A 24,598-nucleotide genomic window follows, 5' to 3' on the forward strand; every position below is an offset into this window, starting at 1 on the left:
CCGCCGTGCGCACGTCGCCCTCCCCCGCCGTCATGACCCGGTGCTGTCACATGTGCTGCATGTGCCCCTGCACCGGCCCCTGCTGACCCCAGCACGCCGACCCGGTCACCCCGGGTCCCGCCGGTGCCCACCACCCCCGCGTGGTCGACCGGCGCCGCCGGACGCCCGCGCACGACCCCCCGGGACGTCCCCCATGGCCCTCACCAGCCCCGTCGCCACCGACCGCCGCGCGCACACCGTCGCGCTGCGCGACGTGCGGCGCGCGTTCGCGACGCCCGCCGGCCCGCACACGGTGCTGCGGTCCGTCGACGTCGAGCTGCACGCGGGCGAGATCGTCGCCCTCGTCGGCCCGTCCGGCTGCGGCAAGTCGACCCTCCTGCGCCAGGTCAGCGGGCTCGACACCCCGGACGGCGGCCAGATCCTGCTCGACGGCACCCCCGTCACCGGGGTCGACGCCCGCACTGCCGTCGCCTTCCAGGAGCCGCGCCTGCTGCCGTGGCGCACGCTCGCCCAGAACGTCGCCCTCGGCCTGCGGCCCGGCACCGACAAGGCCGCCGGGCGTGCCCGCGTCGCCGAGCTGCTGCACCTGGTCGGCCTGGAGGCCTCGGCGGGGCTGCGACCCCGGCAGGTGTCCGGCGGCATGGCGCAGCGCGCGTCGCTGGCCCGCGCGCTGGCCCGCAACCCCGGCGTGCTGCTGCTCGACGAGCCCTTCGGCGCGCTCGACGCGCTGACGCGCCTGCGCATGCAGGAGCTGCTGCTCGACGTGCACGCCGCCGAGCCGACCACCGTGCTGCTCGTCACGCACGACGTCGAGGAGGCCCTCTACCTGGCCGACCGGGTGCTGCTGCTGCGCACCCTCGCCGGCACCCCGGACGCCACGCCGAGCATCGCCGAGGTCGTCGACGTGCCCGGCGCCCGACCCCGCGACCGCGCCGACCAGCGCCTGGCCGAGCTGCGCGTGCGGCTGCTCGACGGCCTGGGCGTCGCCACCCACCACGCCGCGACCGACCCGGACGCGCACCACTCCATCTGACCCGCCCCACCCCCTCCCCGGGCACCCGCCCGCCGCACCGAAGGACGCACGATGACCCTGCGCACCGCCGCACCCAGCACCGCCCTGGCCCTCGCCACCGCCCTGGTGCTCACCGGCTGCGTCGCCGGTGAGGACGCCGCCGCCGAGCCCGCCGCCTCCGGCGGCACCTGGAGCACCGACACCCTCGAGATCGACTTCGCCACGTACAACCCGCTGAGCCTCGTCATCAAGGAGCAGGGCTGGCTGGAGGAGGAGCTCGGCGACGACGTCACCGTCACGTGGGTGCAGTCCGCCGGGTCGAACAAGGCCAACGAGGCGCTGCGCGCCGGCGCGATCGACGTCGGGTCGACCGCCGGCTCGGCGGCGCTGCTCGCGCGCTCCAACGGCTCGCCGATCCGCACCATCGACATCTACTCCCAGCCCGAGTGGGCCGCGATCGTCGTGCCCGAGGGCTCGGACATCACCTCGGTGGAGGACCTCGCCGGCCGGTCGGTCGCCGCGACGAAGGGCACCGACCCGTACTTCTTCCTGCTGCAGTCGCTCGACGCGGCCGGCGTCCCGCTCGACGAGGTCGAGGTGCAGAACCTCCAGCACGCCGACGGGCGCACGGCCCTCGAGCAGGGGTCGGTCGACGCGTGGGCGGGGCTCGACCCGATCATGGCCGCCAGCCAGGCCGAGTCGGGCACGGAGCTGGTGTACCGGAACATCGACTTCAACACGTACGGGTTCCTCAACGCCACGGAGGAGTTCCTGACGGCCAGCCCGGACGTCGCGCAGGTGGTCGTGGACGCCTACGAGAAGGCCCGCGCGTACGCCCAGGAGAACCCCGAGGAGGTCGTGGAGATCCTCGCGGAGGTCGCCGGCATCGACCCGGCCGTCGCCGAGACGGTGATCGTCGAGCGCACGAACCTCGACGTCGACCCGGTGCCGGGCGAGGCCCAGCGGGCGGTGCTCGAGGTGGTCGGGCCGATCTTCGTCGAGTCCGGCGACGTGGCCGACCAGGCCGCCATCGACGACGCCCTCGACACGCTGTTCGAGCCGACGTTCGCCGAGGCCGCCGACCCGTCGCGCGTGGCGGGCTGACGATGACCCCGCCACCCGTCCTGGGCAGCCCGGGCACCGGTCCCGTCGTCGACCGCGACGGGCGGCCCGCGCGCGGGCTGAACCCGTTCGACAGCGGTCCGCGCCGACCCGTCGCCCCGTCGGGTGGCAGCCGCGGCGGCGCGCCGTTCTGGTCGCGCCGCCCGGTGCGGGTCGTCGGCGGCGCGCTGCTGCCGGTGCTCGTGCTCACCGCGTGGTGGTGGGTCACCGCCTCCGGGCAGGTGCCCGCCTACCAGCTGCCGTCGCCCGCGTCGGTGTGGCAGGCCGGCGTCGACCTGATCGAGCGCGGCGAGCTGGGTGTGCACATCGCCATCTCGGTGCAGCGCGTCGTGCTGGGCTTCGCGATCGGCTCCGCCGTCGCGCTCGTCCTCGGCGCCGTCGTGGGCCTCTCCCGCGCCGGCGACGTGCTGCTGTCCCCCACGCTGGCGGCGGTGCGCGCCGTGCCGTCGCTGGCGTGGGTGCCGCTGCTGATCCTCTGGATGAAGATCGGCGAGGACTCCAAGATCACGCTCATCGCCATCGGCGCGTTCTTCCCGCTGTTCACCACGCTGGCCGCCGCGCTGCGCCACGTGGACCCCCAGCTCGTCGAGGCGGGGCGCGCGTTCGGGCTGCGGGGCGTGCGGCTGCTGACCACCGTGCAGCTGCCGGCCGTGCTGCCCTCGCTCATGGCCGGGCTGCGGCTCGCGCTCGCCCAGGCGTGGCTCTTCCTCGTCGCCGCCGAGCTCATCGCGTCGTCCATGGGCCTGGGCTTCCTGCTCACCGACTCGGCGAACAACGGCCGGCTCGACCGGATCTTCCTGGCCATCGTGCTGCTGGCCCTGCTCGGCAAGCTGTCCGACTCGATCGTGGCGCTCGCCGAGCGTGCGCTGCTGCGGAGGTACGCATGACCACCCTGACGGCCCTGCAGACCGAGACCCGCACCTACCCGCCGTCGCCCGCGTTCGCCGCGCAGGCCAACCTGGGGCCCGAGGCGTGGGCCGCGGCCGACGCCGACCCCGTGGCCTTCTGGGAGGACGCGGCCCGGCGCCTGGAGTGGGACACGCCGTGGACCGTCGCGCACGAGTGGGAGCCGCCCGTGCCCGTCGCCGGCGGCGCCCCCGACGAGCTGACCGTGCCGCAGGCCCGCTGGTTCGTCGGCGGCCGGCTCAACGTGGCCGTCAACTGCGTCGACCGGCACGTCGCGGCCGGGCGCGGCGACAAGGTCGCGCTGCACGTCGAGGGCGAGCGCGGCGACCGCCGCTCGATCACCTACGCCCAGCTGCAGCGCGAGGTCGCGCAGGCCGCGCACGCGCTCACCGAGCTCGGCGTCGGCCCCGGCGACCGCGTCGTGGTGTACCTGCCGGTGATCGCCGAGACCGTCGTCGTGACCCTCGCCATCGCGCGGATCGGCGCCGTGCACTCCCTCGTCTTCGGCGGGTTCTCCGCCGAGGCCGTGCGGTTCCGCGTCCAGGACACCCGCGCCAAGGTGCTCGTCACGAGCGACGGGCAGGTCCGCCGCGGGCAGGACGTCGAGGTCAAGTCCGCCGCCGACGAGGCCGTCGCGGGCCTCGACCACGTCGAGCACGTGCTCGTCGTGCGCCGCACCGGCCAGGACGTGCCCTGGACGCCCGGGCGCGACGTGTGGTGGGACGACGTCGTCGCCCGCCAGCCCGACGTGCACGAGCCGCAGGCGTTCGACGCCGAGCACCCGCTGTTCGTCATCTACACCTCCGGCACCACCGGCAAGCCCAAGGGCCTGGTGCACACCGCGGGCGGGTACCTCACGCACGCCGCCTGGTCCCACTGGGCGGTGTTCGACGCCAAGGACGACGACGTGCACTGGTGCACCGCCGACCTCGCGTGGGTCACCGCGCACACCTACGAGATCTACGGGCCGCTCGCCAACGGCCTCACGCAGGTGATCTACGAGGGCACCCCCGACGCCCCGCACCGCGAGCGCCACCTGGAGGTCATCGAGCGGTACGGCGTGACGACGTACTACACGGCGCCGACGCTGATCCGCACGTTCATGACCTGGTTCGGGGCGGACCTGCCCGGCGGGCACGACCTGTCGAGCATCCGGCTGCTCGGGACCGTCGGGGAGGCCATCAACCCCGAGGCGTGGGTGTGGTTCCGGCGCACGTTCGGCCGCGACGAGGTGCCCGTGGTCGACACGTGGTGGCAGTCGGAGACGGGTGCGGCGATGATCGCGCCGCTGCCCGGCGCGACCACGCTCAAGCCGGGCTCGGCGACGCGCCCGCTGCCGGGCGTGGCGGCGAAGGTCGTCGGCGAGGACGGCGCCGAGGTGGCGCCGGGGCAGGGCGGCTTCCTCGTCGTCGAGCGCCCCTGGCCGGGCATGGCGCGCACGGTGTGGGGCGACCCGCAGCGGTACCTCGACGCGTACTGGCGCCGGTTCGCCGGGCACGGGGAGCACGGCGGGTACTTCCTCGCCGGCGACGGCGCGTCGTACGACGACGACAAGGACGTGTGGCTGCTGGGGCGGATCGACGACGTCATCAACGTCTCGGGGCACCGGCTGTCGACGATCGAGGTGGAGTCGGCGCTCGTCGCGCACCCGGCGGTCGGCGAGGCCGGTGTCGCGGGCGTCGCGGACCCGGTGACGGGGCAGGCCGTCGCGGCGTTCGTCGTGCCGTCGGTGACGCCCGGGCCCGTGGAGGACGTCGCGGCGTGGCTCGCGGCGGGCGCCGCGCTGCGCGAGGACCTGCGCGCGCACGTGGCGCACGCCATCGGCCCGGTCGCCAAGCCGCGGCACGTGCTGCTGGTCCCGGAGGTCCCCAAGACCCGGTCGGGCAAGATCATGCGGCGGCTGCTCACGCAGCTCGTCGAGGGCACGACGCTCGGCGACACGACGTCGCTGCAGAACCCGTGGGCCGTGGAGCAGGTGGGCGCGCTCGTCGTCGCCGCCGGTCTCGACGCCCGCTGACCACCACCGACCACGACAGGAGACCCGTGAGCGACCACCGCTTCGGCTTCCGCACCCGCGCGCTGCACGCGGGCGGCATCCCCGACGCCGCGACCGGCGCCCGGGCGGTGCCGATCTACCAGACGACGTCGTTCGTGTTCCAGGACACCGACGACGCCGCGAACCTCTTCGCGCTGCAGAAGTACGGGAACATCTACTCCCGGATCGGCAACCCCACGGTCGCCGCGCTGGAGGAGCGGATCGCCTCGCTCGAGGGCGGGATCGGCGCGGTCGCGACCGCGTCGGGCATGGCCGCGGAGTTCGTGACGTTCGCCGCGCTCGTCGGCGCCGGTGACCACGTCGTGGCCTCCGCCCAGCTGTACGGCGGCACGGTCACCCAGCTCGACGTGACGCTGCGCCGGTTCGGCGTCGAGACGACGTTCGTGCGCGGCACCGACCCGGCCGACTACGCGGCGGCGATCCGCCCCGAGACGAAGGTCGTCTACACCGAGGTCGTCGCGAACCCGTCGGGCGAGGTCGCGGACCTCGCGGGCCTGGCGGAGGTCGCGCACGCGGCGGGCGTGCCGCTCGTCGTGGACGCGACCCTGTCGACGCCGTACCTCGTGCGCCCCATCGAGCACGGCGCGGACATCGTCATCCACTCGGTGACGAAGTTCCTCGGCGGGCACGGCACCACCCTCGGCGGCGTCGTCGTGGAGTCGGGGCGGTTCGACTGGGGCAACGGGAAGTTCCCGCAGATGACCGAGCCCGTGGCCTCGTACGGCGGCGTGCAGTGGTGGGGCAACTTCGGCGAGTACGGGTTCCTCACCAAGCTGCGCTCGGAGCAGCTGCGCGACATCGGCCCCGCCCTGTCCGCGCAGTCGGCGTTCCAGCTGCTCCAGGGGGTCGAGACCCTCGCGCAGCGCATGGACGCCCACCTGGCGAACGCCCGGGCCGTGGCGCAGTGGCTCGACGAGGACCCGCGCGTCGGGTACGTGCTGTGGGCCGGGCTCCCGTCGCACCCGCACCACGAGCGCGCGCAGCGGTACCTGCCGCTCGGGCCGGGGTCGGTGTTCGCGTTCGGCGTCGCCGGCACCGACGAGCGCCCGGGCCGCGAGGTCGGACGCCGGTTCATCGAGCAGCTCCAGCTCGCCAGCCACCTGGCCAACGTCGGGGACGCGCGCACGCTCGTCATCCACCCCGCCTCGACCACCCACCAGCAGCTCAGCGGCGAGCAGCTCGAGGCCGCGGGCGTGCCCGAGGACCTCGTGCGCATCAGCGTGGGCCTGGAGGACGTCGAGGACATCCTGTGGGACCTCGACCAGGCCCTGACCGCGGCGACGGGCCGCGACCGCACCGGCACGGAGATGGCCCGATGAGCGAGGCACGCACCTGGCAGGGCCCGAGCGCCCCCGAGCGGCTCGCGCTGCTGCGGCGCACCCGGTCGGTCGCGATCGTCGGCGCGTCGGACAACCCGTCGCGCGCGTCGTACTTCGTCGCGACGTACCTGCTGTCGAGCTCGCCGTTCGACGTCTACCTCGTCAACCCCAGGGCCACGACGATCCTCGGGCAGCCGGTGTACCCGTCGCTGGCGGACCTGCCGGTGGTCCCGGACCTGGTCGACGTGTTCCGCCGCCACGACGACCTGCCGACAGTGCTCGACGAGACCCTCGCGGTCGGCGCGAAGGGGCTGTGGCTGCAGCTCGGCTCCTGGCACGAGGACGTGGCGCGGCGCGCGCAGGCCGCCGGGCTGGACGTCGTCATGGACCGGTGCCTGAAGATCGAGCACGCCAGGTTCCACGGCGGCCTGCACCTGGCGGGCTTCGACACCGGGGTCATCAGCTCCCGGCGCGCGTCGTCCTGACCCGCCCCGCCGACGCCCGTGCCCGGCGCGGGCGTCGGCGGCCGCTCAGGCCTCGGGGAACCACACCCCGGCGCGCAGCGCCACGCGTGTGCCGTCCCCGGTCAGCGGCGTGCCCTCGTCCCGCAGGTGCGCCAGCGCCCGCGCCAGGTGACGTGCCGGCGGCCGCCCGGAGGCGTCCACGACCCGCCACCACGGCACGTCCCGCAGGCCCGCCGCCATGACCTGCCCCACCTGGCGCGGCCCGCCACGGGCCGGGCGCCCGGCAGCCCGCGCCCGGTCCACCAGCACCTCCGCGACCAGGCCGTACGTCATCGCCCGCCCGGGCGGGATCTGCTCGACGAGGTCGAGGACCTCGCCCGCGTACGCGTCGTCCACCCGTCAGCCCCGGCGCACCACGACGACGGCCCGGTCGTCGTCGTCCCCCGCGCGCACCCCCGCGAGGACGTCACGCGCACCGCCCGGCCGCGCGGCCACCGCGCTCTCCACGACACCGAGCAGCCGGTCGATGCCCTGGTCCACGTCACGGCCGCGCTGCTCGACGACCCCGTCGGTGTACAGCACCACCGCGTCCCCGGGGTGCAGGCGCCCCGTCGACGGCACCGGGTCGACGTCGTCCAGGACACCCAGCGCCGGCCCGGCCGTGGTGAGGACCTCGATCCGCCCCGACCCCGCGTGCAGCACCGCGGGCGGCGGGTGGCCGGCCGTCGCCACCCGGTAGTCGCCGGTGCGCAGGTCGATCGTCAGGTGCACGGCCGTCGCGAAGCCCTCGTCCCACGCCTGCCCCACGAGGTACGCGTTCGCCGCGGGCAGGAACCGCTCCGGCGGCATCGCCCCGAGCAGCCCGGAGAACGCCCCCGACAGCTGCAGCGACCGCACCCCGGCGTCCTGCCCCTTGCCGGAGACGTCGACGAGCACGACCTCCAGGCGCCGCCCGCCGTCGACGACGCGCGAGACGAGGAAGTCCCCGGAGAACGCGGCCTCGTGCGCCGAGCGGACGTCGGCGTCGACGACCCAGCCCGACGGCAGCGTGGGCATCCGCCCCGCCGCGGCCAGCCGGTCGCGCAGGTCCACGAGCATCAGCGCCCCCGGCGCGCCCTGCAGCCCCAGGCGCTCGCGCTCGCGGGCGAACACCAGCACGGCGACGCACGCCAGCCCGATCACGGTCAGCACCCCGGGCGCCGGGGCGGCGGGGCCGACGAGCACGAGGACGACGACCAGCACGACGACCTCGGCGACCAGGACCACGAGCGCCCGCCAGCGCAGCAGGAACGCTCCCACGAGCAGGAGCAGGACGAACGCCGACGGCACGAACCACAGCGGCTGGGCGGCCACGGCCAGCCCCAGGGCGACGGCGACGACGTACAGGAGCGCCGCGGTGCGCGGCTGCGAGCGCGCCGCCCGCCCGCGCAGCACCGCCCAGGCGCGCTCCGCGCGGCCGGCCTCGTCCTCGGGCGTGCCCACCAGGCGACCCTACGTGCGTCCGGGACGCCTGACCAAGGTGGACGCACCGGGGATATGCGTGTGCACGACCAGCGGCGCCCGGGCCACGATGGGACCATGCCACCGCTGCCCGACGGGTACCGCCCGCTCGCCCTGCCCGCCGACCGTGCCGACGAGATGCGGGCCGTCAGCCGGCTCGCGTTCGCCGGGACCCTCGACCCCGCGGTCGAGGAGGTCGTCCCTTTCAGCGTGCCGACGGACCGGCTCGGCGCGGTGGAGGCGCCCGACGGGACGCTCGCCGGTGCCCACGGGTCGTTCGCGTTCACGATGCCCGTGCCGGGGGGCACGGTGCCGTGCGCGGGGCTGACCTGGGTGGGCGTGCGTCCCGAGCAGCGGCGGCGGGGCGTCCTGACCGCGATGATCGACCACCACCTGGCCCGCTGCGTCGAGCGCGGCGAGCCCGTCTCGGCCCTGTTCGCCGCCGAGACCGCGATCTACGGCCGGTTCGGGTACGGCTGCGCCGCCGACGACGTGCGGCTGACGCTGCCGCGCCGCGCCGCGCTGCGACCCGTGGCGGGCGCCGACGCCCTCACCGTGCGGCTGACCCACCTGGACGCCGAGGAGCACGCCGACCTCGTCGACGACCTGCACCGCCGGGCCGGTGCGGGGCGCCCCGGCTGGATGACGCGGGACTCCGCGGCGCTGCGCCGGCGCATGGTCGTGGACCCGCCCGCGTGGCGGGGCGGCACCGAGGCGATGCTCCTCGCGACCGTCCACGACGCCGCGGGGGCGGCGCGCGGGTACGCGACGTTCGCCCGCAAGGAGGGCTGGGAGCCCACCGGCCCGGCGTACACGGTGCGGGTGCGCGAGGCGCACGCGCTCGACGCGGCGGCCACGCACGCGCTGTGGTCGTTCCTGCTCGACCTCGACCTGACCACGACGGTCGAGTCGCCGATGCTCCCGGCGGACGACCCGCTGCTGCACCTGCTGGTGGACCCCCGGCCCGCGGGCCCGCGCCTCGCGGACAACCTGTGGGTCCGGCTGGTCGACGTGCCGGCGGCGCTCGCGGCGCGCAGCTACGCCGCGGACGTCGACGTGGTGCTCGACGTCCGCGACGACCGGCTGCCGGCGAACGCGGGCACGTGGCGCGTGCGCGCCGCCGCGCACGGCGACGTCGAGGTCACCCGTGCCGACGGCCCGGGCGACGTGCTGCTCGACGTGCGCGAGCTCGGCGCGGCGTACCTGGGCGGCCGCTCGCTGTCCGCGATGGCGCGCGCGGGCCTCGTCCAGGTGCGCGACGGCTACGACGTCACGGGCGCGGCGGCCGCGTTCGGCTGGCCCGTGGCGCCGGTGTGCTCCTGGGTGTTCTGAGGCCCGCGGCGCGGCGGGTCAGCGCGCGGACTCGTACGCCGCAAGCTGGTCGATGCGGCGCTGGTGGCGCGGGTCCCCGCTGAAGGGCTCCGCCACGAACGCGTCGACCAGCTCGAGCGCCTCGTCCACCGAGTGCTGCCGCGCGCCGATCGCCACGACGTTCGCGTCGTTGTGCTGACGGCCCAGGCGGGCGGTTTCCGCGTTCCACGCGAGCGCGGCCCGCACGCCGGCGACCTTGTTCGCGGCGATCTGCTCGCCGTTGCCGGAGCCGCCGATCACGACCCCGAGCGACCCGGGCTCGGCCACCACGGCCTCCCCGGCGGCGAAGCAGAACGACGGGTAGTCGTCCTGGGCGTCGTACTCGTGGGCACCGTGGTCGACGACCTCGTGGTCGGCGGCGCGCAGGTGCTCGACGAGCGCGACCTTGAGCTCGTACCCGGCATGGTCGGCGGCGACGTGGATGCGCATGGCTCCCATCCTGCCGCAGCGCGCGGGGCCCGCCGTCCGCGCGTCCACGCGCCGGGCGCGGGGCTTTCGTAGGCTGTCGGGCATGACCCGCAGCGGACTGGACCTGACCGACCTCGACCCGGGCGTGCGCCCGGGCGACGACCTGTACGCCCACGTCAACGGCCGGTGGCAGGCGGCGCACGTGATCCCCGCCGACCGCAGCGCGGACGGGGCGTTCCGCGAGCTCTACGACCAGGCCGAGCTGCAGGTCCGCGACATCATCACCGGCGCCGACCCGGAGGGCGGCGAGGAGCAGGCCAAGATCGGCGCGCTGTACGCGAGCTTCATGGACGCCGACGCCGTCGAGGCCGCCGGCCTGGAGCCGCTGCGCGCCGACCTCGCGGGCGTCGACGCGGCGACCACCCCCGCGGAGCTCGTCCACGTGCTCGGTGCGCTGCAGCGCACGGGCGGCGCCGACGCGACGGCGTTCTGGGTCGACAACGACGCGAAGGACCCGACGCGCTACGTCGTGCACCTCACGCAGTCCGGCCTGGGCCTGCCCGACGAGGCGTACTACCGCGACGCCCAGTACGCGGCGGTGCTCGAGGCGTACACCCCGCACGTGGCACGGATGCTCGGCCTGGTCGCGGACGTCTCGGGCGTCGTCGCGGCCGGCGACCCGCAGGACCTCGCGCAGCGGGTCGTCGCGCTGGAGACGCGCCTGGCGGCCGCGCACTGGGACCTCGTCAAGGACCGGGACGCGGACCTCACGTACAACCCGACGACGCTCGCGCAGCTGGCCGTCGACGCCCCGCAGTTCGACTGGGTCGCCTGGGCCGACGCGCTGGGCGCCCCCGCGGCCGCCGTCGAGCAGCTCGTCGTGCGTGAGCCGTCCTACCTGCAGGGCTTCGCGCAGGCCTGGGACGAGGTGCCGCTGGACGACTGGCGCGCGTGGCTGACGTACCACGTGGTCTCCGCGCGGGCCCCGTACCTGACCGACGCGCTCGTGCAGGCGAACTTCGACTTCTACGGCCGCACCCTGACCGGCGCGCAGGAGGTCCGCGAGCGCTGGAAGCGGGGCGTCGGGCTGGTGCAGGGCTGCCTCGGCGAGGCGGTCGGCAAGGTCTACGTGGAGCGGCACTTCCCGCCGGGCCACAAGGCCCGCATGGACGAGCTCGTCGCGAACCTCGTCGAGGCGTACCGCCGCTCGATCTCCGCGCTGGACTGGATGGGCGAGGAGACCCGCGCCAAGGCGCTGGCCAAGCTTGAGGCGTTCACGCCGAAGATCGGCTACCCGGTGCGCTGGCGCGACTACTCGGGCCTGGAGGTGCGCGCCGACGACCTGCTCGGCAACGTCCGCCGGGCGCACGCCTTCGAGCAGGACCGCGAGCTGGGCAAGATCGGCCGGCCGATCGACCGCGACGAGTGGTTCATGACCCCGCAGACCGTCAACGCGTACTACAACCCGGGCATGAACGAGATCGTCTTCCCCGCGGCGATCCTGCAGCCGCCGTTCTTCGACGCCGACGCGGACGACGCGGTGAACTACGGCGGCATCGGTGCGGTCATCGGGCACGAGATCGGGCACGGGTTCGACGACCAGGGCAGCAAGTACGACGGCTCGGGCCGGCTCGAGGACTGGTGGACGGCGGAGGACCGTGCGGAGTTCGAGAAGCGCACGACGGCGCTGGTCGAGCAGTACGGCGGGTACTCCCCCGCGCAGCTCTCCGACGAGCACCGCGTCAACGGTGCGCTGACGGTGGGCGAGAACATCGGCGACCTCGGCGGCCTGGCGATCGCGCTGCAGGCGTACGCGATCGCGCTGGGCGGCCCGCTGGAGGACGCACCGGTGATCGACGGGCGCACGGGCGTGCAGCGGGTGCTGCTGAGCTGGGCGCGGGTGTGGCGCACGAAGATGCGCGACGAGGACCTGGTGCGCCGCCTGGCGACCGACCCGCACTCCCCCGACGAGATCCGCTGCAACGGCGTCGTGCGGAACCTGCCGGAGTTCTACGCGGCGTTCGACGTGCAGCCGGGCGACGCCCTGTGGCTGGACCCGGCCGACCGCGTGCGCATCTGGTAGCTCGGGCGCCCACGGACGCGCGCAGCCCCCGACCCGTCCGGGTCGGGGGCTGCGTCGTCACCGTCGGTGTCGTGCCGGGTCAGGGCACCTCGGTCCACTGCGCGCGGGCTAGCCGGAAGCCCACGCCCTCGGCGTCGGTGCACGTGACGCCGTCGGTGCCGGACCCGCAGGTCCAGCCCCCGACGCTCTCCTGCTCGCCGTACTCCAGGACCGGCACGTCCGACGACGCCACGCCGGGGGTGCCGTCCTCGCACGTGAACCGGAAGCCCTCGGCGTCGAGCGCGACCGCGTGCCCCACGGTGCCCGAGCAGCCCGGGACGGTGGGCGGGGAGTAGGTGTAGCTCGCGATCGTGCACCGGACCCCGCCGGCGCCCATCGTGCAGGCGATGTTCCCCGACGGCAGCGCGAACGCGACGTCGTCGACGTCCTGCGGGTCGGCCGACGCGGTGGAGGTCGCCGCCGGCGTCGACGGCTCGTCCGTCGTGCCGCCGCCCGGGTTCACCCCGATCGTGCCCAGCAGGATGAGGAACGTCAGCACGAGCAGCGCGTCGATCACGATGAACAGCAGCATGGGCCTGCTCAGCCCGCCGCGGGCACCCGAGCCCATCGAAGCCTCCCTCGTCCGCCGCACCGGACCTCGGTCACGGCGGTCATGCATCATCCCAGACCAGCGGGGCGATCTGCGCCTTTCGCCCGGTTCGCCCGCCGGTCACGGGCCGGTCGTGGACGCCGTCAGGCCTGCGGGTCGTCGGTGAGCACGGGACCCTGGGTGCGGGTCCGCTTGAGCTCGTAGAACCCCGGCACGCGGGTCATGAGCACGAGCCCGTCGAACAGGTCGAGGGCGGCCTGGCCGCGCGGGGCGGGGGTGACGACGGGGCCGAAGTACCCGACGCCGTCGATCGCGACGACCGGCGTCCCGACCTCGTCGCCGACCAGGTCGATCGCGCGGGCGTGCGAGGCGCGCAGCAGGTCGTCGACCTCGTCGGTGCCGGCCACGTCCGCGAGGGAGGCCGGCAGCCCCACCTCGGCGAGCGACTCCGCGACGATCGCCGCGGTGTCGGTGCGCCCGCCCGGGTGCCGGCGCGTGCCGAGCGCGTCGTACAGCGGCTTGAGCACCTGGTCGCCGTGGTCACGGGCCGCGGCGACGAGGACGCGCACGGGACCCCACGAGTCGTCCATCAGGTCGCGGTACCGCTCCGGCAGGTCCCGGCCCTCGTTGAGGACGGACAGGCTCATGACGTGCCAGCGCACCTCGACGTCCCGGTGGGCGGCGACCTCGTCCATCCACCGTGACGTCATCCACGCCCACGGGCACGCGGGGTCGAACCAGAAGTCCACGACGGGCACGCTCATCGGCAGCTCTCCTCCTCGTACGGCGGGTCCGCGGGGGCGGACGACCCGAGTCTGCCTGCCGATCCGGCGACGGGCGAAACGGGTGGCATGATCGTCGGCGTCGCCCACATCGTGAAACGGAGCTGCCCGTCGTGCCCGGAGAGAACCTCACCCGTGCGGAGGCCGCCGAGCGCGCCTCGCTGGTCACCACCCGCTCCTACGACGTCGCGCTGGACCTGACGACCAGCCCGAAGACGTTCGTCTCCCGCACGGTGGCGCGGTTCTCCGCGACGCCCGGGGCCAGCACGTTCATCGACCTGATCGCACCGGCCGTGCACGAGGTCGTCCTCAACGGGCGCACGCTCGACCCGGCCGACGTCGTCGCCGACTCCCGCATCCGCCTGGACGGCCTGGCCGAGGAGAACGAGCTCCTCGTCGTCGCCGAGTGCGCGTACATGCACACCGGCGAGGGCCTGCACCGGTTCGTCGACCCGGTCGACGACGAGGTCTACCTGTACTCGCAGTTCGAGGTCGCCGACTCCCGGCGCGTGTTCGCGGTGTTCGAGCAGCCCGACCTCAAGGCGACGTTCACGTTCACCGTGACGGCCCCCGCCCACTGGACCGTGGTGTCGAACTACCCGCAGGTCGGGGAGCCCGAGCCCGTCGAGGGCGGGCGCAACCTCAACGGCGGCAAGGACGCCGGCACGGCCGTGTGGCGGTTCGAGACGACGCCGCGCCTGGCCTCCTACGTCACGGCCGTCGTCGCCGGGCCGTACCACGGCGAGCACCGCGAGCTCACGAGCAGCGACGGCCGCACCATCCCGCTGGGCGTGTACTGCCGGGCGTCGCTGGCCCCGCACCTGGACACGGACGAGATCGTCGACGTGACGCGGCGCGGCTTCGCCTTCTTCGAGGAGGCGTTCGACCACCCGTACCCGTTCGCCAAGTACGACCAGCTCTTCGTGCCGGAGTTCAACGCCGGGGCCATGGAGAACGCCGGGGCGGTGACGTTCCTCGAGTCGTACGTGTTCCGGTCCAAGGTGCCCGACGCGACGGTCGAGCGACGTGCGGTGACGATCCTGCACGAGCTCGCGCACATGTGGTTCGGCGACCTCGTGACGATGCGCTGGTGGGACGACCTGTGGCTGAACGAGTCGTTCGCGGAGTACGCCTCCACGCTCGCGGCGGCCGAGGCCACCCGCTGGTCCACCGCGTGGACGACGTTCTCCTCGCTGGAGAAGTCCTGGGCGTACCGCCAGGACCAGCTGCCGTCGACGCACCCGATCGTCGCGGACATGCGCGACCTGGAGGACGTCGAGGTCAACTTCGACGGCATCACGTACGCCAAGGGCGCGTCGGTGCTCAAGCAGCTGGTCTCGTGGGTCGGGCAGGAGCACTTCTTCGCCGGGGTGCGGCAGTACTTCGCCAAGCACGCGTGGGGCAACACCCAGCTGCGCGACCTGCTGACCGAGCTGGAGGCCACGAGCGGGCGCGACCTGTCCGCGTGGTCGGGCCTGTGGCTGGAGAAGGCCGGCGTCACGCTGCTGCGGCCGGAGATCGCCACGGACGACGCGGGCGTCATCACGTCGTTCGCCGTGCTCCAGGAGGTGCCCGCCGAGCACCCCGTGCAGCGCCCGCACCGCCTGGCGGTCGGCGGGTACGACGTGCACGACGTCGACGGCTCCCCGCGTCTGGTGCGCACGTGGCGCGTCGAGCTCGACGTGGACGGCGACCGCACCGAGGTCCCCGAGCTCGTGGGCCGGCCGCGGCCCGCGCTGGTTCTGGTGAACGACGACGACCTCGCCTACGCCAAGGTCCGCCTCGACGACCGCTCCATGGCCACGGCGATCGCCCACCTCGGCGCGTTCACCGACTCCCTGCCCCGCACGCTCGTGTGGGCTGCAGCGTGGGACGCGACCCGCGACGGCGAGACCCCCGGGCGCGACTTCGTCGACCTGGTGCTGGGCAACGTGGCGCACGAGACCGACTCCTCGGTCGTCCTGGTGCTGCTGCGCCAGCTCGCGTCGACCCTGGACCTGTACGTCGCCCCCGAGCACCGCGCGGCCACGCAGGTCGCGGCCGCCGACCGGCTGCTGGAGCTCGCGCAGGCCGCCCCGGCGGGCTCGGACCAGCAGCTGCAGCTGGTCAAGGCGTTCGCGGGCCGCGCCTCCACCGCGGCCCAGCTCGACGCGGTGGCGGACCTGCTCGACGGGCGCACCGTCCTCGACGGTCTCACGGTCGACACCGACCTGCGGTGGGAGCTGCTGACGTCCCTCGTGGCGGGCGGGCGCGCGGACGAGACGCAGATTGCCGCCCAGCTCTCGACGGACGCGACCGCGACCGGTCAGCGGGCCGCCGCCGCGGCCCGTGCGGCCGTCCCGACGCCGGAGGCCAAGGAGCGCGCCTGGGCGCAGGTCGTGACCGGCGACGAGCTGCCGAACGCGCTGCAGGCGGCGACGATCGCGGGCTTCGGCCGCGTGCACGACACGGCGCTGCTCGTGCCGTGGGTCGCGCCGTACTTCGACGCCCTCGAGGACGTGTGGGCCGGCAAGACCAGCGAGATGGCGCAGAACGTCGTCGTCGGGATGTTCCCGACCGACCTGGCCGGGGACGCGTCCGTGGACGTGCTCGCCGCGACGGACGCGTGGCTGGCCGCGCACCCCGACGCCCCGGCCGCGCTGCGCCGCCTGGTCGCCGAGGCCCGTGACGGCGTGCGCCGCGCCGTCGCCGCCCAGGAGGCGGACCGCGCCCGCGCCTGACCCGCACCGCCGCGACCCCTGACCACCCCGCCGGGCGGTCAGGGGTGGCGGCGGGTCAGCGGTCCGCGGAACCGGGCCGCACAGGCGATGAGGGGACTGCTGGTGGTTCGGTTGACACTCGTGGTGACTGGTACTCGGGCCGCCGTCACGGGCCTCGGCCGCCACCACACCAGCGCCTCCACCCATGGCACTCCCGGGAGGCACGGACACCCAGCTCGCATCCAGTGGGCGGGCACCACGCCCACCCCTGCACAGGGGAGGATGGGCCGGTGAGCAGCGAGGTGACGGTGCCGGACGGGTACGCACGGGTCCTGGACGACCTCAAGGAGCGGGTCCGGCGGGCTCAGGTCCGGGCGCGCCGTGTCGTCAACACCGAGCTCTTGACGCTGTACTGGCACATCGGGTCAGCGATCGCCGAACGGCAGGAGCGCGACGGGTGGGGCGCAGGGACCATCGATCGCCTCGCGCAGGACCTGCGGGCCGCGTTCCCGACCATGACCGGCCTGAGCCGGTCGAACCTGTACCGGATGCGTGCGTTCGCCAGCACGTGGGACCTCGCCGAGGTTGTCCCACAGGCCGTGGGACAACTGCCCTGGGGGCACGTGCAGGTCCTGGTCGAGAAGCTCGACGACCGGGCGACGCAGGACTGGTACGCCGCGGCCGCCGTCGAGCACGGCTGGTCACGTGACGTGCTGATCAACCAGATCAAGGCCACGACGCACGCCCGCGTGGGCGCGGCCCCCTCGAACTTCGCCGAGCGCCTGCCTGCACCGCACGGCGAGCTCGCCCAGCAGATCGCCCGCGACCCGTACGTCTTCGACTTCCTCGACCTGTCCGGGCAGGTCGCCGAACGCGACCTCGAGCAGGCGTTGATGGACAAGCTGGTGTCCACCCTGCGCGAGTTCGGAGCAGGGTTCGCGTTCGTCGACCGCCAGGTCCGCTTCGACGTCGACGGCGACGACTACATCCTCGACCTCCTGCTGTTCCACATCCCCCAGCTCAGGTACGTGGTGATCGAACTCAAGATCGGCGCGTTCCGCCCCGAGTACGCCGGCCAGCTCGGCTTCTACGTGACCCTCGTCGACGAACGCCTCCGCGGACCCCAGCACCACGCCACCGTCGGGATCCTGCTGTGCGCCGACCGTCAGGAGTCCACCGTCCGCTATGCACTGCAGTCCACGACCGCACCCATGGCCGTGGCCACCTACACCTACGCCGACCTCCCCCCCGCCGAACGCGCCACCATGCCCGCCGAACGCATCGTGACCCAGGCACTCACCGACGTCCTCACCCACACCACCGACCCGAGCTGACCACCACTCGACCGCGCACCCCGGTCGACCACGTCACGGCGCTGGCCGGCTCAGCCACGACGTCCGACGCGCGACAGCAGCACCCGACTGCCACACAGCTACCAGGGGGCTCAGCAGGGATGGCTGCTCCTGGCAGGGTGCCCGACTACGCGCCGGACTCGCGGGGAGACTGGGGCACCCACCGCATCGAGGCGAGGGGGAACGCCCAAGGGACTCCGAGGTCGTCTTCCCAGTCGCCGTACAGCCCCGTCGTGACGCGCGGGACGAGCACGAGGCAGCTGGGCGGCTCGTGGCGGGCGGGACGGAGCAGCGCACCATCCGCGCCGCGGACCAGGGGTTCGAGGTGGTAAGACGGGCCGATCCCGTCGCTTCCTGCCTCCACGCTCAGGCGCAGCGCGCCGCGGGCATCACGCTCGGTGCAGGCCGGGAGTCGGAAGATGGCCTTGCGCGTGCCGTCGAGCAACGCCGCGCTGGCGTACGGTCCCGCGTCCGCGACGGGCCTAACGGTGACCAGCACACTCCGCCCCTGGCGCTCGATCGTGACCGACCTGCCGTCGTCGGCGCACCACGTCCCCACCCAGCGGCGAGGCCACCGAGGCTTCATCGTCCGCGCTCGGCATCGACCGTCGGCAGATGTCCGTCAACCATGCCCGGCAGTGTGCCGGACCTGGGCCCGGCGCGTCAGTGGTCCGCGGGCACAGGTGCCAGCGTGCGCAGCCAGGCGCGGGCCTCGCGGGGGCTGCGCAGCCGCACGACCGGATCCCCTGCGGCCGCGCGGGCGGCGTACCGGTGGGCGACGCGGGCGTGGGACGTCCAGGACCAGAGCACGACGTTCTCCTCGGGCTCGGGGCGCAGCAGGTTGCGCAGGTCCTCGCGGTTGCCGTTCCACAGCTCGGTGCGCAGCAGGCCGCGCGCGAGGGTGCGGCGCAGCACCCGGGCCATGACGGTGCGCCGCGGGTAGTCCAGCCACACGAGCGCGTCGGGCGCGGGCATGCCGGGGCCGAGCAGGGTCTCCCAGTTGCCGTCGACGACCCAGCCCTGGGGCGACCCGTCGAGGCGGGTACGCAGGTCGGCGAGGGCCTCGACGGCGTCGCGCTTGACCCAGCCGGGCTGCCACACCACCTCGTCGAGCTCGACGTGCAGCACGCCGAGGCGGCGGGCGGCCTCGCGGGCGAGCGTCGTCTTGCCCGAGCCGGACGTGCCGACGACGCGCAGACGCCGTGCGGTCACGACCGCGGGAACGGCGCGCGGGCTCCGCTCACCGCTGCATGACGCGGGCCAGCGAGCGCAGCCGGGCGTTGCTCGCCAGGTCGTCGAGCAGCACCACGTGGCCGGAGCCGTCGGCGAGCGGGATCTTCCAGTTCGGGTACTCCTGGTCGGTGCCCGGCTGGTTCTGGGCGCGTCGCTCGCCGACGGCGTCGGCGAGGGACACCCCGACCAGGCGTGACGGCGTGGCCAGCACCCACCGGTGCAGGGCCTCGACGACCTCCCGCTCGGAGGCGTCCTCGCCGAGCAGCCCCCGTTGGCGCAGCGCGGCGAGCATGCGGTCGCGCTCGGCGAACGCCTCGGCCCGCACCTCGGGCGCCGGGCGGGTGAGCAGGCCGAGGCGCTCGCGCAGCGCGACGTGCTCACCGGCGAGGTACCCGGCGGTCGGCGGCAGGTCGTGCGTGGTCACGGTCGCCAGCACGAGGGGGCGGTAGTGCTCGGGGGGCAGCGGCGCGCCGTGCACGTCCTGCTCGAACCAGAGCACGGACGTGCCGAGCACGCCCCGGTCGGCCAGGTAGTCGCGCACCCACGGCTCGACGGTGCCGAGGTCCTCGCCGATGACGACGGCACCGGCGCGGTGCGCCTCGAGGGCGAGGATGCCGACGAGGGCCTCGTGGTCGTAGCGCACGTACGCGCCGTCGGCGGCGCCGTTGCCCTGGGGGATCCACCACAGCCGGAACAGGCCGATGACGTGGTCGACGCGCACGGCGCCCGCGTGCCGCAGCACGGTGCGCAGCATGTCGCGGTACGGCCGGTACGCGGCGCGGGCCAGCGCGGTGGGGTCCCACGGCGGCTGCGACCAGTCCTGGCCCTGCTGGTTGTACATGTCGGGCGGGGCGCCGACCGACGCACCGGTGGCCAGCACGTCCTGCAGCGCCCACGCGTCGGAGCCCTCGGGGTGCACGCCGACGGCGAGGTCGTGCATCACGCCGATCGCCATGCCGGCGTCCCTGGCGGCCTGCTGGGCGCGCGCGAGCTGCTCGTCGGCGACCCACTGCAACCACGTCCACAGCTCGACCCGGTCGGCGAGCTCCTCGGCGGCCGCCGCGACGGCGGGCGAGGTCGGGTCGCGCAGCTCCGCGGGCCACCCGGCGACGGGGCCGTACCGCTCCAGCAGCGCGCACCACAGCGCGAAGGTGCGCAGCCCCTCGCCCTGCTCCTCGACGAACGCCTCGAACGCGGCCTGCCGCGCCGGCGAGCGCGGGTGCGCGAACACGACCTCGAGCGCCGCCCGCTTGGCCGCCCAGGCGACGTCGCGGTCGATGGGCCCGGGGTCGGAGTCCAGGGGCAGGACGGGCTCGGCGGCCCACTCGACGAGGGAGCGGTCGGCGGCCGAGAGGTAGCCGGCCTCGCGCACGTCCTCGACCCGCACGTACAGGGGGTTCACGAACCGGCGGGTCGTCGGCAGGTACGGGCTCGGTGTGAGCGGCTCGACGGGTTCGGCGGCGTGCAGCGGGTTGATGAGCACGAAGTCCGCACCCATCTGCTCGCCCGCCAGCCAGCACAGCTCGGCGAGATCGGCGAGGTCGCCGACGCCCCAGGACGCCCGCGAGCGCACCGAGTACAGCTGGGCCATCAGGCCCCACGCCCGGTCGTGCTCGACGGCCTCGGGCAGGTGCAGCCGGTCCGGCGTGACGACGACGGGGCTGTGCGCGGACCCGGACGGGCCCATGGCGTGCATCTCGTGCCAGCCGAGCGGCAGGTCCGCGGGCAGCGTGAAGGTCGCGCGGCCGACGAGGCGTCCGTCGACGGTGCGGGGGTCGACGACGACGTCGGCCTGCGGGACCTCGCGGCGCCCGCCGCCGGCCTCGGGGTCGATCTCGACCCACACGCGCACGGGGTCGCCGTGGGTGACGTGCACGGGCACGTGCGCGTGCCGTCCCTGCCGCACGACGACGACGGGCGGCAGGACCCGGCGCCACGGCATGTTCTCGACGTGCGCGAGCGCGACCTGCACACGTTCGGGGGTCGAGGCGTCGACGCCGAGGGCGGCGAGCACCTTGCGCACGGTGTCCGCGGACGCGCGGTGCTGCAGGCCGTCGTGCCCCCGGTAGTCGGGCTCGACCTGGTGGGCCGCGGCCAGCCGCAGCAGGTCGTCGGGGATGTCGGCGTGGGCCACGTCTCGATCCTGCCAGAGACCGGGGTGACCTGCCCGGACACGGGCGCGCGTCTCGCCGCCCGGTGCCGGGGCACGCCGGGTCGCACGGGTGGTCGACGTAGCCTTGGCGACCGTGACGACCGACGCGCCCGCCGCCGCCAGCCCGTACCCGCCCGCCCCGCGCACCGACCTCGTCGAGGACCTGCACGGCCGCGCCGTGCCGGACCCGTACCGGGCCCTGGAGGACGCGGACGCCCCCGTGACGCAGGAGTGGTCGGCCGCGCAGGACGCCCTGTACGCGGCGTACCGGAGCCGTGCGGTGGCCGCCACGGGCCCGTTCGCGACGAACCGGCTGCGCGACCGCCTCGGCGAGCTGCTGGGCGCGGGGTTCGTGGGGGCGCCGGCGTGGCGCGGGGACCGGCGGTTCGTGTCCCGCCGCAGCGGCGACCAGGAGCACGCGGTCGTCGTCGTCGTCGAGCCCGACGGTGCGGGCGGCGAGCGCGAGCGCGTGCTGGTGGACCCGTTGGTGCTCGACCCGGCGGGCACGACGACGCTCGACGCGTGGCAGCCGTCGAAGGAGGGCGAGCTGCTGGCGTACCAGGTCTCGCACGGCGGCACCGAGGAGAGCGTGCTGCACGTGCTCGACGTCGCCACGGGTGACCTGGTCGACGGCCCGGTCGACCGGGCGCGGTACTCCCCCGTGGCGTGGCTGCCCGGCGGCGAGGCGTTCTGCTACGTGCGCCGCCTGCCGCCGGAGGGCCTGCCGGACGACGAGAAGCAGTACCACCGCCGCGTGTGGCTGCACCGCGTGGGCACCCCGGCCGAGCAGGACGTCGAGCTGTTCGGCGCCGGCCTGGACATGACGAACTACTACGGGGTGTCCGTCAGCCGGGACGGGCGGTGGCTGCTGGTCTCGGCGTCCGCGGGCACCGCACCGCGCACCGACGTGTGGATCGCGGACCTGCACGCGCCGGGCGGGATCACGTCGCCGACGTTCGTCGAGGTGGCCGTGGGGCTGGACGCCGAGGTCGCCGCGTGGGTCGGGCGCGACGGGCGCCTGTACGTGCACACGGACCTGGACGCGCCCCGCGGGCGGCTCGCGGTGACGGACCCCACGACGCCGGGTGTCGCGTCGTGGACGACGCTGATTCCCGAGGACCCCGAGGCGGTGCTCGAGGACGTCGCCCTGGTCGACGACGGCGGCGACGCCACGACGCCCACGCACCTGCTCGCGTCGTGGCGGCGGCACGCGGTCAGCGAGGTCACGGTGCACGACCCGGTCACGGGCGAGCGGCGCGCGGGTGACGCGGGCGTCGTGCCGCTGCCCGGGCTGGGCTCGGTGTCCGGCCTCGTCACGCGCCCCGACGGCGGCCCGTCGGTGTGGTTCTCGTACACCGACCACGTGACCGTCCCGCACGTGCACCGCTACGACGCGACCACCGGCCTGGTCGAGGTGTGGGCGAGCCCGCCCGGGCAGGTGCCGGACCTGCCGGCCGTGCGCACGCAGCAGGTCGAGGTCACGTCGGCCGACGGCACGACGGTCCGGGCGTTCGTGCTCGCGCGCGCCGACCGCGTCGACGCCGACGGCCGGCCGCTCGCCCCGGCGCCGACGGTGCTCTACGGGTACGGCGGCTTCCAGGTCTCGCTGGACCCCGCGTACTCGGCGTCCACGCTCGCGTGGGTCGAGGCCGGCGGGGTGTACGTGGTGGCGAACCTGCGCGGGGGTGGCGAGGAGGGCGAGGAGTGGCACCGCGACGGCATGCGCGGCGCCAAGCAGCACGTCTTCGACGACTTCCACGCCGTCGCCGAGCACCTCGTGGCCCAGGGGTGGACGACGCCGCAGCAGCTGGCGTGCTGGGGCGGGTCCAACGGCGGCCTGCTCGTCGGCGCGGCCGTCACGCAGCGCCCGGACCTGTGGGCGGCGGCGGTGTGCTCGGCGCCGCTGCTCGACATGGTGCGGTACCAGCGGTTCGGCCTGGGCGTGACGTGGACCGAGGAGTACGGCGACGCGGGCGTGCCCGAGGAGCTGGACTGGCTGCTGGGCTACTCCCCCTACCACCGCGTCGTCGAGGGCACCGCGTACCCGGCGGTGCTGTTCACCGTGTTCGAGGGCGACACGCGTGTGGACCCGCTGCACGCCCGCAAGCTCGCGGCGGCGCTGCAGCACGCGACGTCGTCCGACCCCACGACCCGCCCGGTGCTGGTGCGCCGCGAGACGGGCGTCGGGCACGGCGGCCGTTCCCTGTCGCGGACGATCGCCCTGTCGGTCGAGCAGCTGCAGTTCGTCGCGGACCGCACGGGCCTGGCCGGGGGCGCCGCGTGAACCACCCGCTCGTCACCGCCCTCGGCGCGTTGGACGAGCCGAGCGCGTCGTCCTCCCCCGACGTGAACCCGCCGTGGTTGAAGGACACGAACGAGACCACCACCGCGTGGCTCGCCGCGTGGTGGGACTGGTTCGTCGGCATCCCCCTGCGGATCCTCCTGATCGTGCTCATCGGGATGGTGTCCCTGGCGCTGCTGCGCCGCGTGATCGGCACGGTCGCGGACCACATCGCCGAGGGCGAGGCGTTCGGCCTCAAGGACACCGGCGAGGGCGGCACGGCCCGCGGCGGGCCGGACGTGCGCACCGTGCTGCTCAAGGCGTCGCCGCTGGCCACCGCGCGCCGCGCCCAGCGGGCCCGGACCATCGGCTCGGTGCTGCGCTCGACGGCGTCGATCCTCGTCGGGTCGATCACCGTGCTGCTCGTGCTGGACACGCTCGGGGTCAACCTGGCGCCGTTCATCGCGTCGGCGGGCATCGTCGGCGTCGCCGTCGGCTTCGGTGCGCAGAGCCTGGTCAAGGACGTGCTGTCCGGCATGTTCATGCTCATGGAGGACCAGTACGGGGTCGGGGACGTCGTCGATGTCGGCCCCGCCACCGGGACCGTCGAGGCCGTGGGGCTGCGCGTGACGCGGCTGCGGGACGGCGACGGGACGCTCTGGTACGTGCCGAACGGGTCGATGCTGCGCGTGGGCAACAAGACGCAGGGCTTCGGCACGGCCGTCGTCGAGCTCGACGTCGACTACTTCGCGGACCTGGACCGGGTGCGCGACCTGCTGGAGATCGCCGCGTCGCAGGTCGCGGCGGACGACTCCCTCGGCGCCGTGCTCGAGGGCGCACCGACCATCACGACCGCCGAGAACCTCACGGCCGAGGCGGTGCGCGTGCGGCTCAAGGTCCGCACGGTCGCCGGGGAGCACTGGCGCGTGGCGCGGGCGCTGCGCGTCGCCGTCCGGCAGGTGCTCGAGGAGGCGGACGTGCCCCTGGCAGGTCAGCGCGACGCGCTGGAGGCGCACCGCGCACGCGCGGCGGGGGCGGACGCCGACGCGACGACCGCCGTGGTCAGTCCCGCGGAGCCGAGCGACGGCACTGCCGAGGACGCCGCCACGAAGGACGTCACGGCGGGCGCCGACGACGCCCAGGTCGACGGCACCGGTGCCGCCGCCGGCACGCGCGACCCGCGGGACACGCCCGTGCACGGGGCCGTGGAGCCGCCGCCGTCGCGATGAGCGGGCCGTCGGCAGGGCTGACGCCACGGCACGTCGGTCC

At 74.8% G+C, this 24,598-nt stretch carries 19 protein-coding genes; 12 read left to right on the top strand and 7 right to left on the bottom strand.

All coding sequences use genetic code 11. The features are described from left to right. Window positions 1–193 precede the first annotated feature (193 nt). The 6 genes from FBY24_RS00005 to FBY24_RS00030 are packed head-to-tail and all read left to right on the top strand — an operon-like array spanning window position 194 to window position 6,900. Window positions 194–1,033 carry an ABC transporter ATP-binding protein gene (locus tag FBY24_RS00005; protein ID WP_142156982.1) on the top strand — a complete coding sequence of 280 codons (840 nt, stop codon included), beginning with the start codon at window positions 194–196 and terminating at the stop codon, window positions 1,031–1,033. A 51-nt stretch (window positions 1,034–1,084) separates the two neighbouring features. Then, entirely contained in the window at window positions 1,085–2,116 is a 1,032-nt protein-coding gene (locus tag FBY24_RS00010) for an aliphatic sulfonate ABC transporter substrate-binding protein (protein ID WP_142156984.1), read from the top strand. A gap of 2 nt (window positions 2,117–2,118) precedes the next feature. Beyond that, window positions 2,119–3,021 (top strand): ABC transporter permease, encoded by a 903-nt coding sequence (locus FBY24_RS00015; RefSeq protein ID WP_174243451.1) that lies wholly within the window; start codon window positions 2,119–2,121, stop codon window positions 3,019–3,021. Then, window positions 3,018–5,057, top strand: a complete 2,040-nt coding sequence (gene acs, locus FBY24_RS00020) for an acetate--CoA ligase (protein ID WP_142156986.1) — start codon at window positions 3,018–3,020, stop codon at window positions 5,055–5,057. Before FBY24_RS00015 ends, acs begins: the two co-directional genes overlap by 4 nt. A 26-nt stretch (window positions 5,058–5,083) precedes the next feature. After that, on the top strand, window positions 5,084–6,415 hold the full coding sequence (locus tag FBY24_RS00025) for an O-acetylhomoserine aminocarboxypropyltransferase/cysteine synthase family protein (protein WP_142156988.1): 1,332 nt from the start codon (window positions 5,084–5,086) through the stop codon (window positions 6,413–6,415). Further along, window positions 6,412–6,900 carry a CoA-binding protein gene (locus FBY24_RS00030; protein ID WP_142156990.1) on the top strand — a complete coding sequence of 163 codons (489 nt, stop codon included), beginning with the start codon at window positions 6,412–6,414 and terminating at the stop codon, window positions 6,898–6,900. Before FBY24_RS00025 ends, FBY24_RS00030 begins: the two co-directional genes overlap by 4 nt. A gap of 45 nt (window positions 6,901–6,945) precedes the next feature. On the opposite strand, the gene FBY24_RS00035 is transcribed toward FBY24_RS00030, so the two are convergent. Then, complete coding sequence (locus FBY24_RS00035) at window positions 6,946–7,275, bottom strand: MGMT family protein (protein ID WP_142156992.1); 330 nt, start codon at window positions 7,273–7,275, stop codon at window positions 6,946–6,948. 3 nt (window positions 7,276–7,278) lie between these two features. Continuing rightward, complete coding sequence (locus FBY24_RS00040) at window positions 7,279–8,361, bottom strand: PP2C family protein-serine/threonine phosphatase (RefSeq protein ID WP_255432124.1); 1,083 nt, start codon at window positions 8,359–8,361, stop codon at window positions 7,279–7,281. 96 nt (window positions 8,362–8,457) lie between these two features. Here FBY24_RS00040 and eis point away from each other — a divergent pair, with 96 nt between their 5' ends. Beyond that, window positions 8,458–9,711, top strand: coding sequence for an enhanced intracellular survival protein Eis (gene eis, locus FBY24_RS00045; protein WP_142156997.1), 1,254 nt, complete (start codon window positions 8,458–8,460; stop codon window positions 9,709–9,711). An 18-nt stretch (window positions 9,712–9,729) separates the two neighbouring features. Here eis and FBY24_RS00050 read toward each other — a convergent pair whose 3' ends face one another. Next, window positions 9,730–10,179, bottom strand: coding sequence for a ribose-5-phosphate isomerase (locus tag FBY24_RS00050; RefSeq protein ID WP_142156999.1), 450 nt, complete (start codon window positions 10,177–10,179; stop codon window positions 9,730–9,732). An 82-nt stretch (window positions 10,180–10,261) separates the two neighbouring features. On the opposite strand from FBY24_RS00050, the gene FBY24_RS00055 reads away from it, so the two are divergent. After that, window positions 10,262–12,241 carry a M13 family metallopeptidase gene (locus tag FBY24_RS00055; RefSeq protein ID WP_142157001.1) on the top strand — a complete coding sequence of 660 codons (1,980 nt, stop codon included), beginning with the start codon at window positions 10,262–10,264 and terminating at the stop codon, window positions 12,239–12,241. Window positions 12,242–12,320: 79 nt separating this feature from the next. Here the strand turns inward: FBY24_RS00055 and FBY24_RS00060 are convergent, their stop codons facing one another. Both FBY24_RS00060 and FBY24_RS00065 read right to left on the bottom strand, forming a co-directional pair. Continuing rightward, on the bottom strand, window positions 12,321–12,848 hold the full coding sequence (locus tag FBY24_RS00060; protein WP_255432125.1) for a hypothetical protein: 528 nt from the start codon (window positions 12,846–12,848) through the stop codon (window positions 12,321–12,323). Between the two features lie 125 nt (window positions 12,849–12,973). Next, window positions 12,974–13,594 (bottom strand): DsbA family protein, encoded by a 621-nt coding sequence (locus FBY24_RS00065; protein WP_142157003.1) that lies wholly within the window; start codon window positions 13,592–13,594, stop codon window positions 12,974–12,976. Window positions 13,595–13,725: 131 nt separating this feature from the next. On the opposite strand from FBY24_RS00065, the gene pepN reads away from it, so the two are divergent. After that, a complete protein-coding gene (pepN, locus tag FBY24_RS00070) occupies window positions 13,726–16,332 on the top strand; it encodes an aminopeptidase N (RefSeq protein ID WP_142157005.1) in 2,607 nt (868 codons plus the stop codon). Window positions 16,333–16,601: 269 nt separating this feature from the next. Further along, a complete protein-coding gene (locus FBY24_RS00075) occupies window positions 16,602–17,645 on the top strand; it encodes a YhcG family protein (RefSeq protein WP_142157007.1) in 1,044 nt (347 codons plus the stop codon). A gap of 681 nt (window positions 17,646–18,326) precedes the next feature. Here the strand turns inward: FBY24_RS00075 and FBY24_RS00080 are convergent. Both FBY24_RS00080 and malQ read right to left on the bottom strand, forming a co-directional pair. Then, a complete protein-coding gene (locus FBY24_RS00080; RefSeq protein ID WP_142157009.1) occupies window positions 18,327–18,875 on the bottom strand; it encodes an AAA family ATPase in 549 nt (182 codons plus the stop codon). Between the two features lie 28 nt (window positions 18,876–18,903). Continuing rightward, window positions 18,904–21,030 carry a 4-alpha-glucanotransferase gene (malQ, locus tag FBY24_RS00085; RefSeq protein WP_142157011.1) on the bottom strand — a complete coding sequence of 709 codons (2,127 nt, stop codon included), beginning with the start codon at window positions 21,028–21,030 and terminating at the stop codon, window positions 18,904–18,906. Window positions 21,031–21,142: 112 nt separating this feature from the next. Here malQ and FBY24_RS00090 point away from each other — a divergent pair, with 112 nt between their 5' ends. Continuing rightward, on the top strand, window positions 21,143–23,332 hold the full coding sequence (locus tag FBY24_RS00090) for a prolyl oligopeptidase family protein (RefSeq protein ID WP_142157013.1): 2,190 nt from the start codon (window positions 21,143–21,145) through the stop codon (window positions 23,330–23,332). Next, window positions 23,329–24,558 carry a mechanosensitive ion channel family protein gene (locus FBY24_RS00095; protein WP_255432126.1) on the top strand — a complete coding sequence of 410 codons (1,230 nt, stop codon included), beginning with the start codon at window positions 23,329–23,331 and terminating at the stop codon, window positions 24,556–24,558. The genes FBY24_RS00090 and FBY24_RS00095 overlap by 4 nt, the downstream gene beginning before the upstream one ends. The last annotated feature ends 40 nt before the right edge of the window (window positions 24,559–24,598 follow it).

This window comes from Cellulomonas sp. SLBN-39 (assembly GCF_006715865.1).
Taxonomy (GTDB): Bacteria; Actinomycetota; Actinomycetes; order Actinomycetales; family Cellulomonadaceae; genus Cellulomonas.

What these genes read in the sequence shown, in the direction of transcription:
- FBY24_RS00005 (WP_142156982.1), top strand. Translation starts at nt 194, where the DNA reads ATGGCCCTCACCAGCCCCGTCGCCACCGACCGCCGCGCGCACACCGTC.
- FBY24_RS00010 (WP_142156984.1), top strand. Translation starts at nt 1,085, where the DNA reads ATGACCCTGCGCACCGCCGCACCCAGCACCGCCCTGGCCCTCGCCACC.
- FBY24_RS00015 (WP_174243451.1), top strand. Translation starts at nt 2,119, where the DNA reads ATGACCCCGCCACCCGTCCTGGGCAGCCCGGGCACCGGTCCCGTCGTC.
- acs (WP_142156986.1), top strand. Translation starts at nt 3,018, where the DNA reads ATGACCACCCTGACGGCCCTGCAGACCGAGACCCGCACCTACCCGCCG.
- FBY24_RS00030 (WP_142156990.1), top strand. Translation starts at nt 6,412, where the DNA reads ATGAGCGAGGCACGCACCTGGCAGGGCCCGAGCGCCCCCGAGCGGCTC.
- eis (WP_142156997.1), top strand. Translation starts at nt 8,458, where the DNA reads ATGCCACCGCTGCCCGACGGGTACCGCCCGCTCGCCCTGCCCGCCGAC.
- FBY24_RS00050 (WP_142156999.1), bottom strand. Translation starts at nt 10,179, where the DNA reads ATGCGCATCCACGTCGCCGCCGACCATGCCGGGTACGAGCTCAAGGTC.
- FBY24_RS00055 (WP_142157001.1), top strand. Translation starts at nt 10,262, where the DNA reads ATGACCCGCAGCGGACTGGACCTGACCGACCTCGACCCGGGCGTGCGC.
- FBY24_RS00060 (WP_255432125.1), bottom strand. Translation starts at nt 12,848, where the DNA reads ATGGGCTCGGGTGCCCGCGGCGGGCTGAGCAGGCCCATGCTGCTGTTC.
- FBY24_RS00065 (WP_142157003.1), bottom strand. Translation starts at nt 13,594, where the DNA reads ATGAGCGTGCCCGTCGTGGACTTCTGGTTCGACCCCGCGTGCCCGTGG.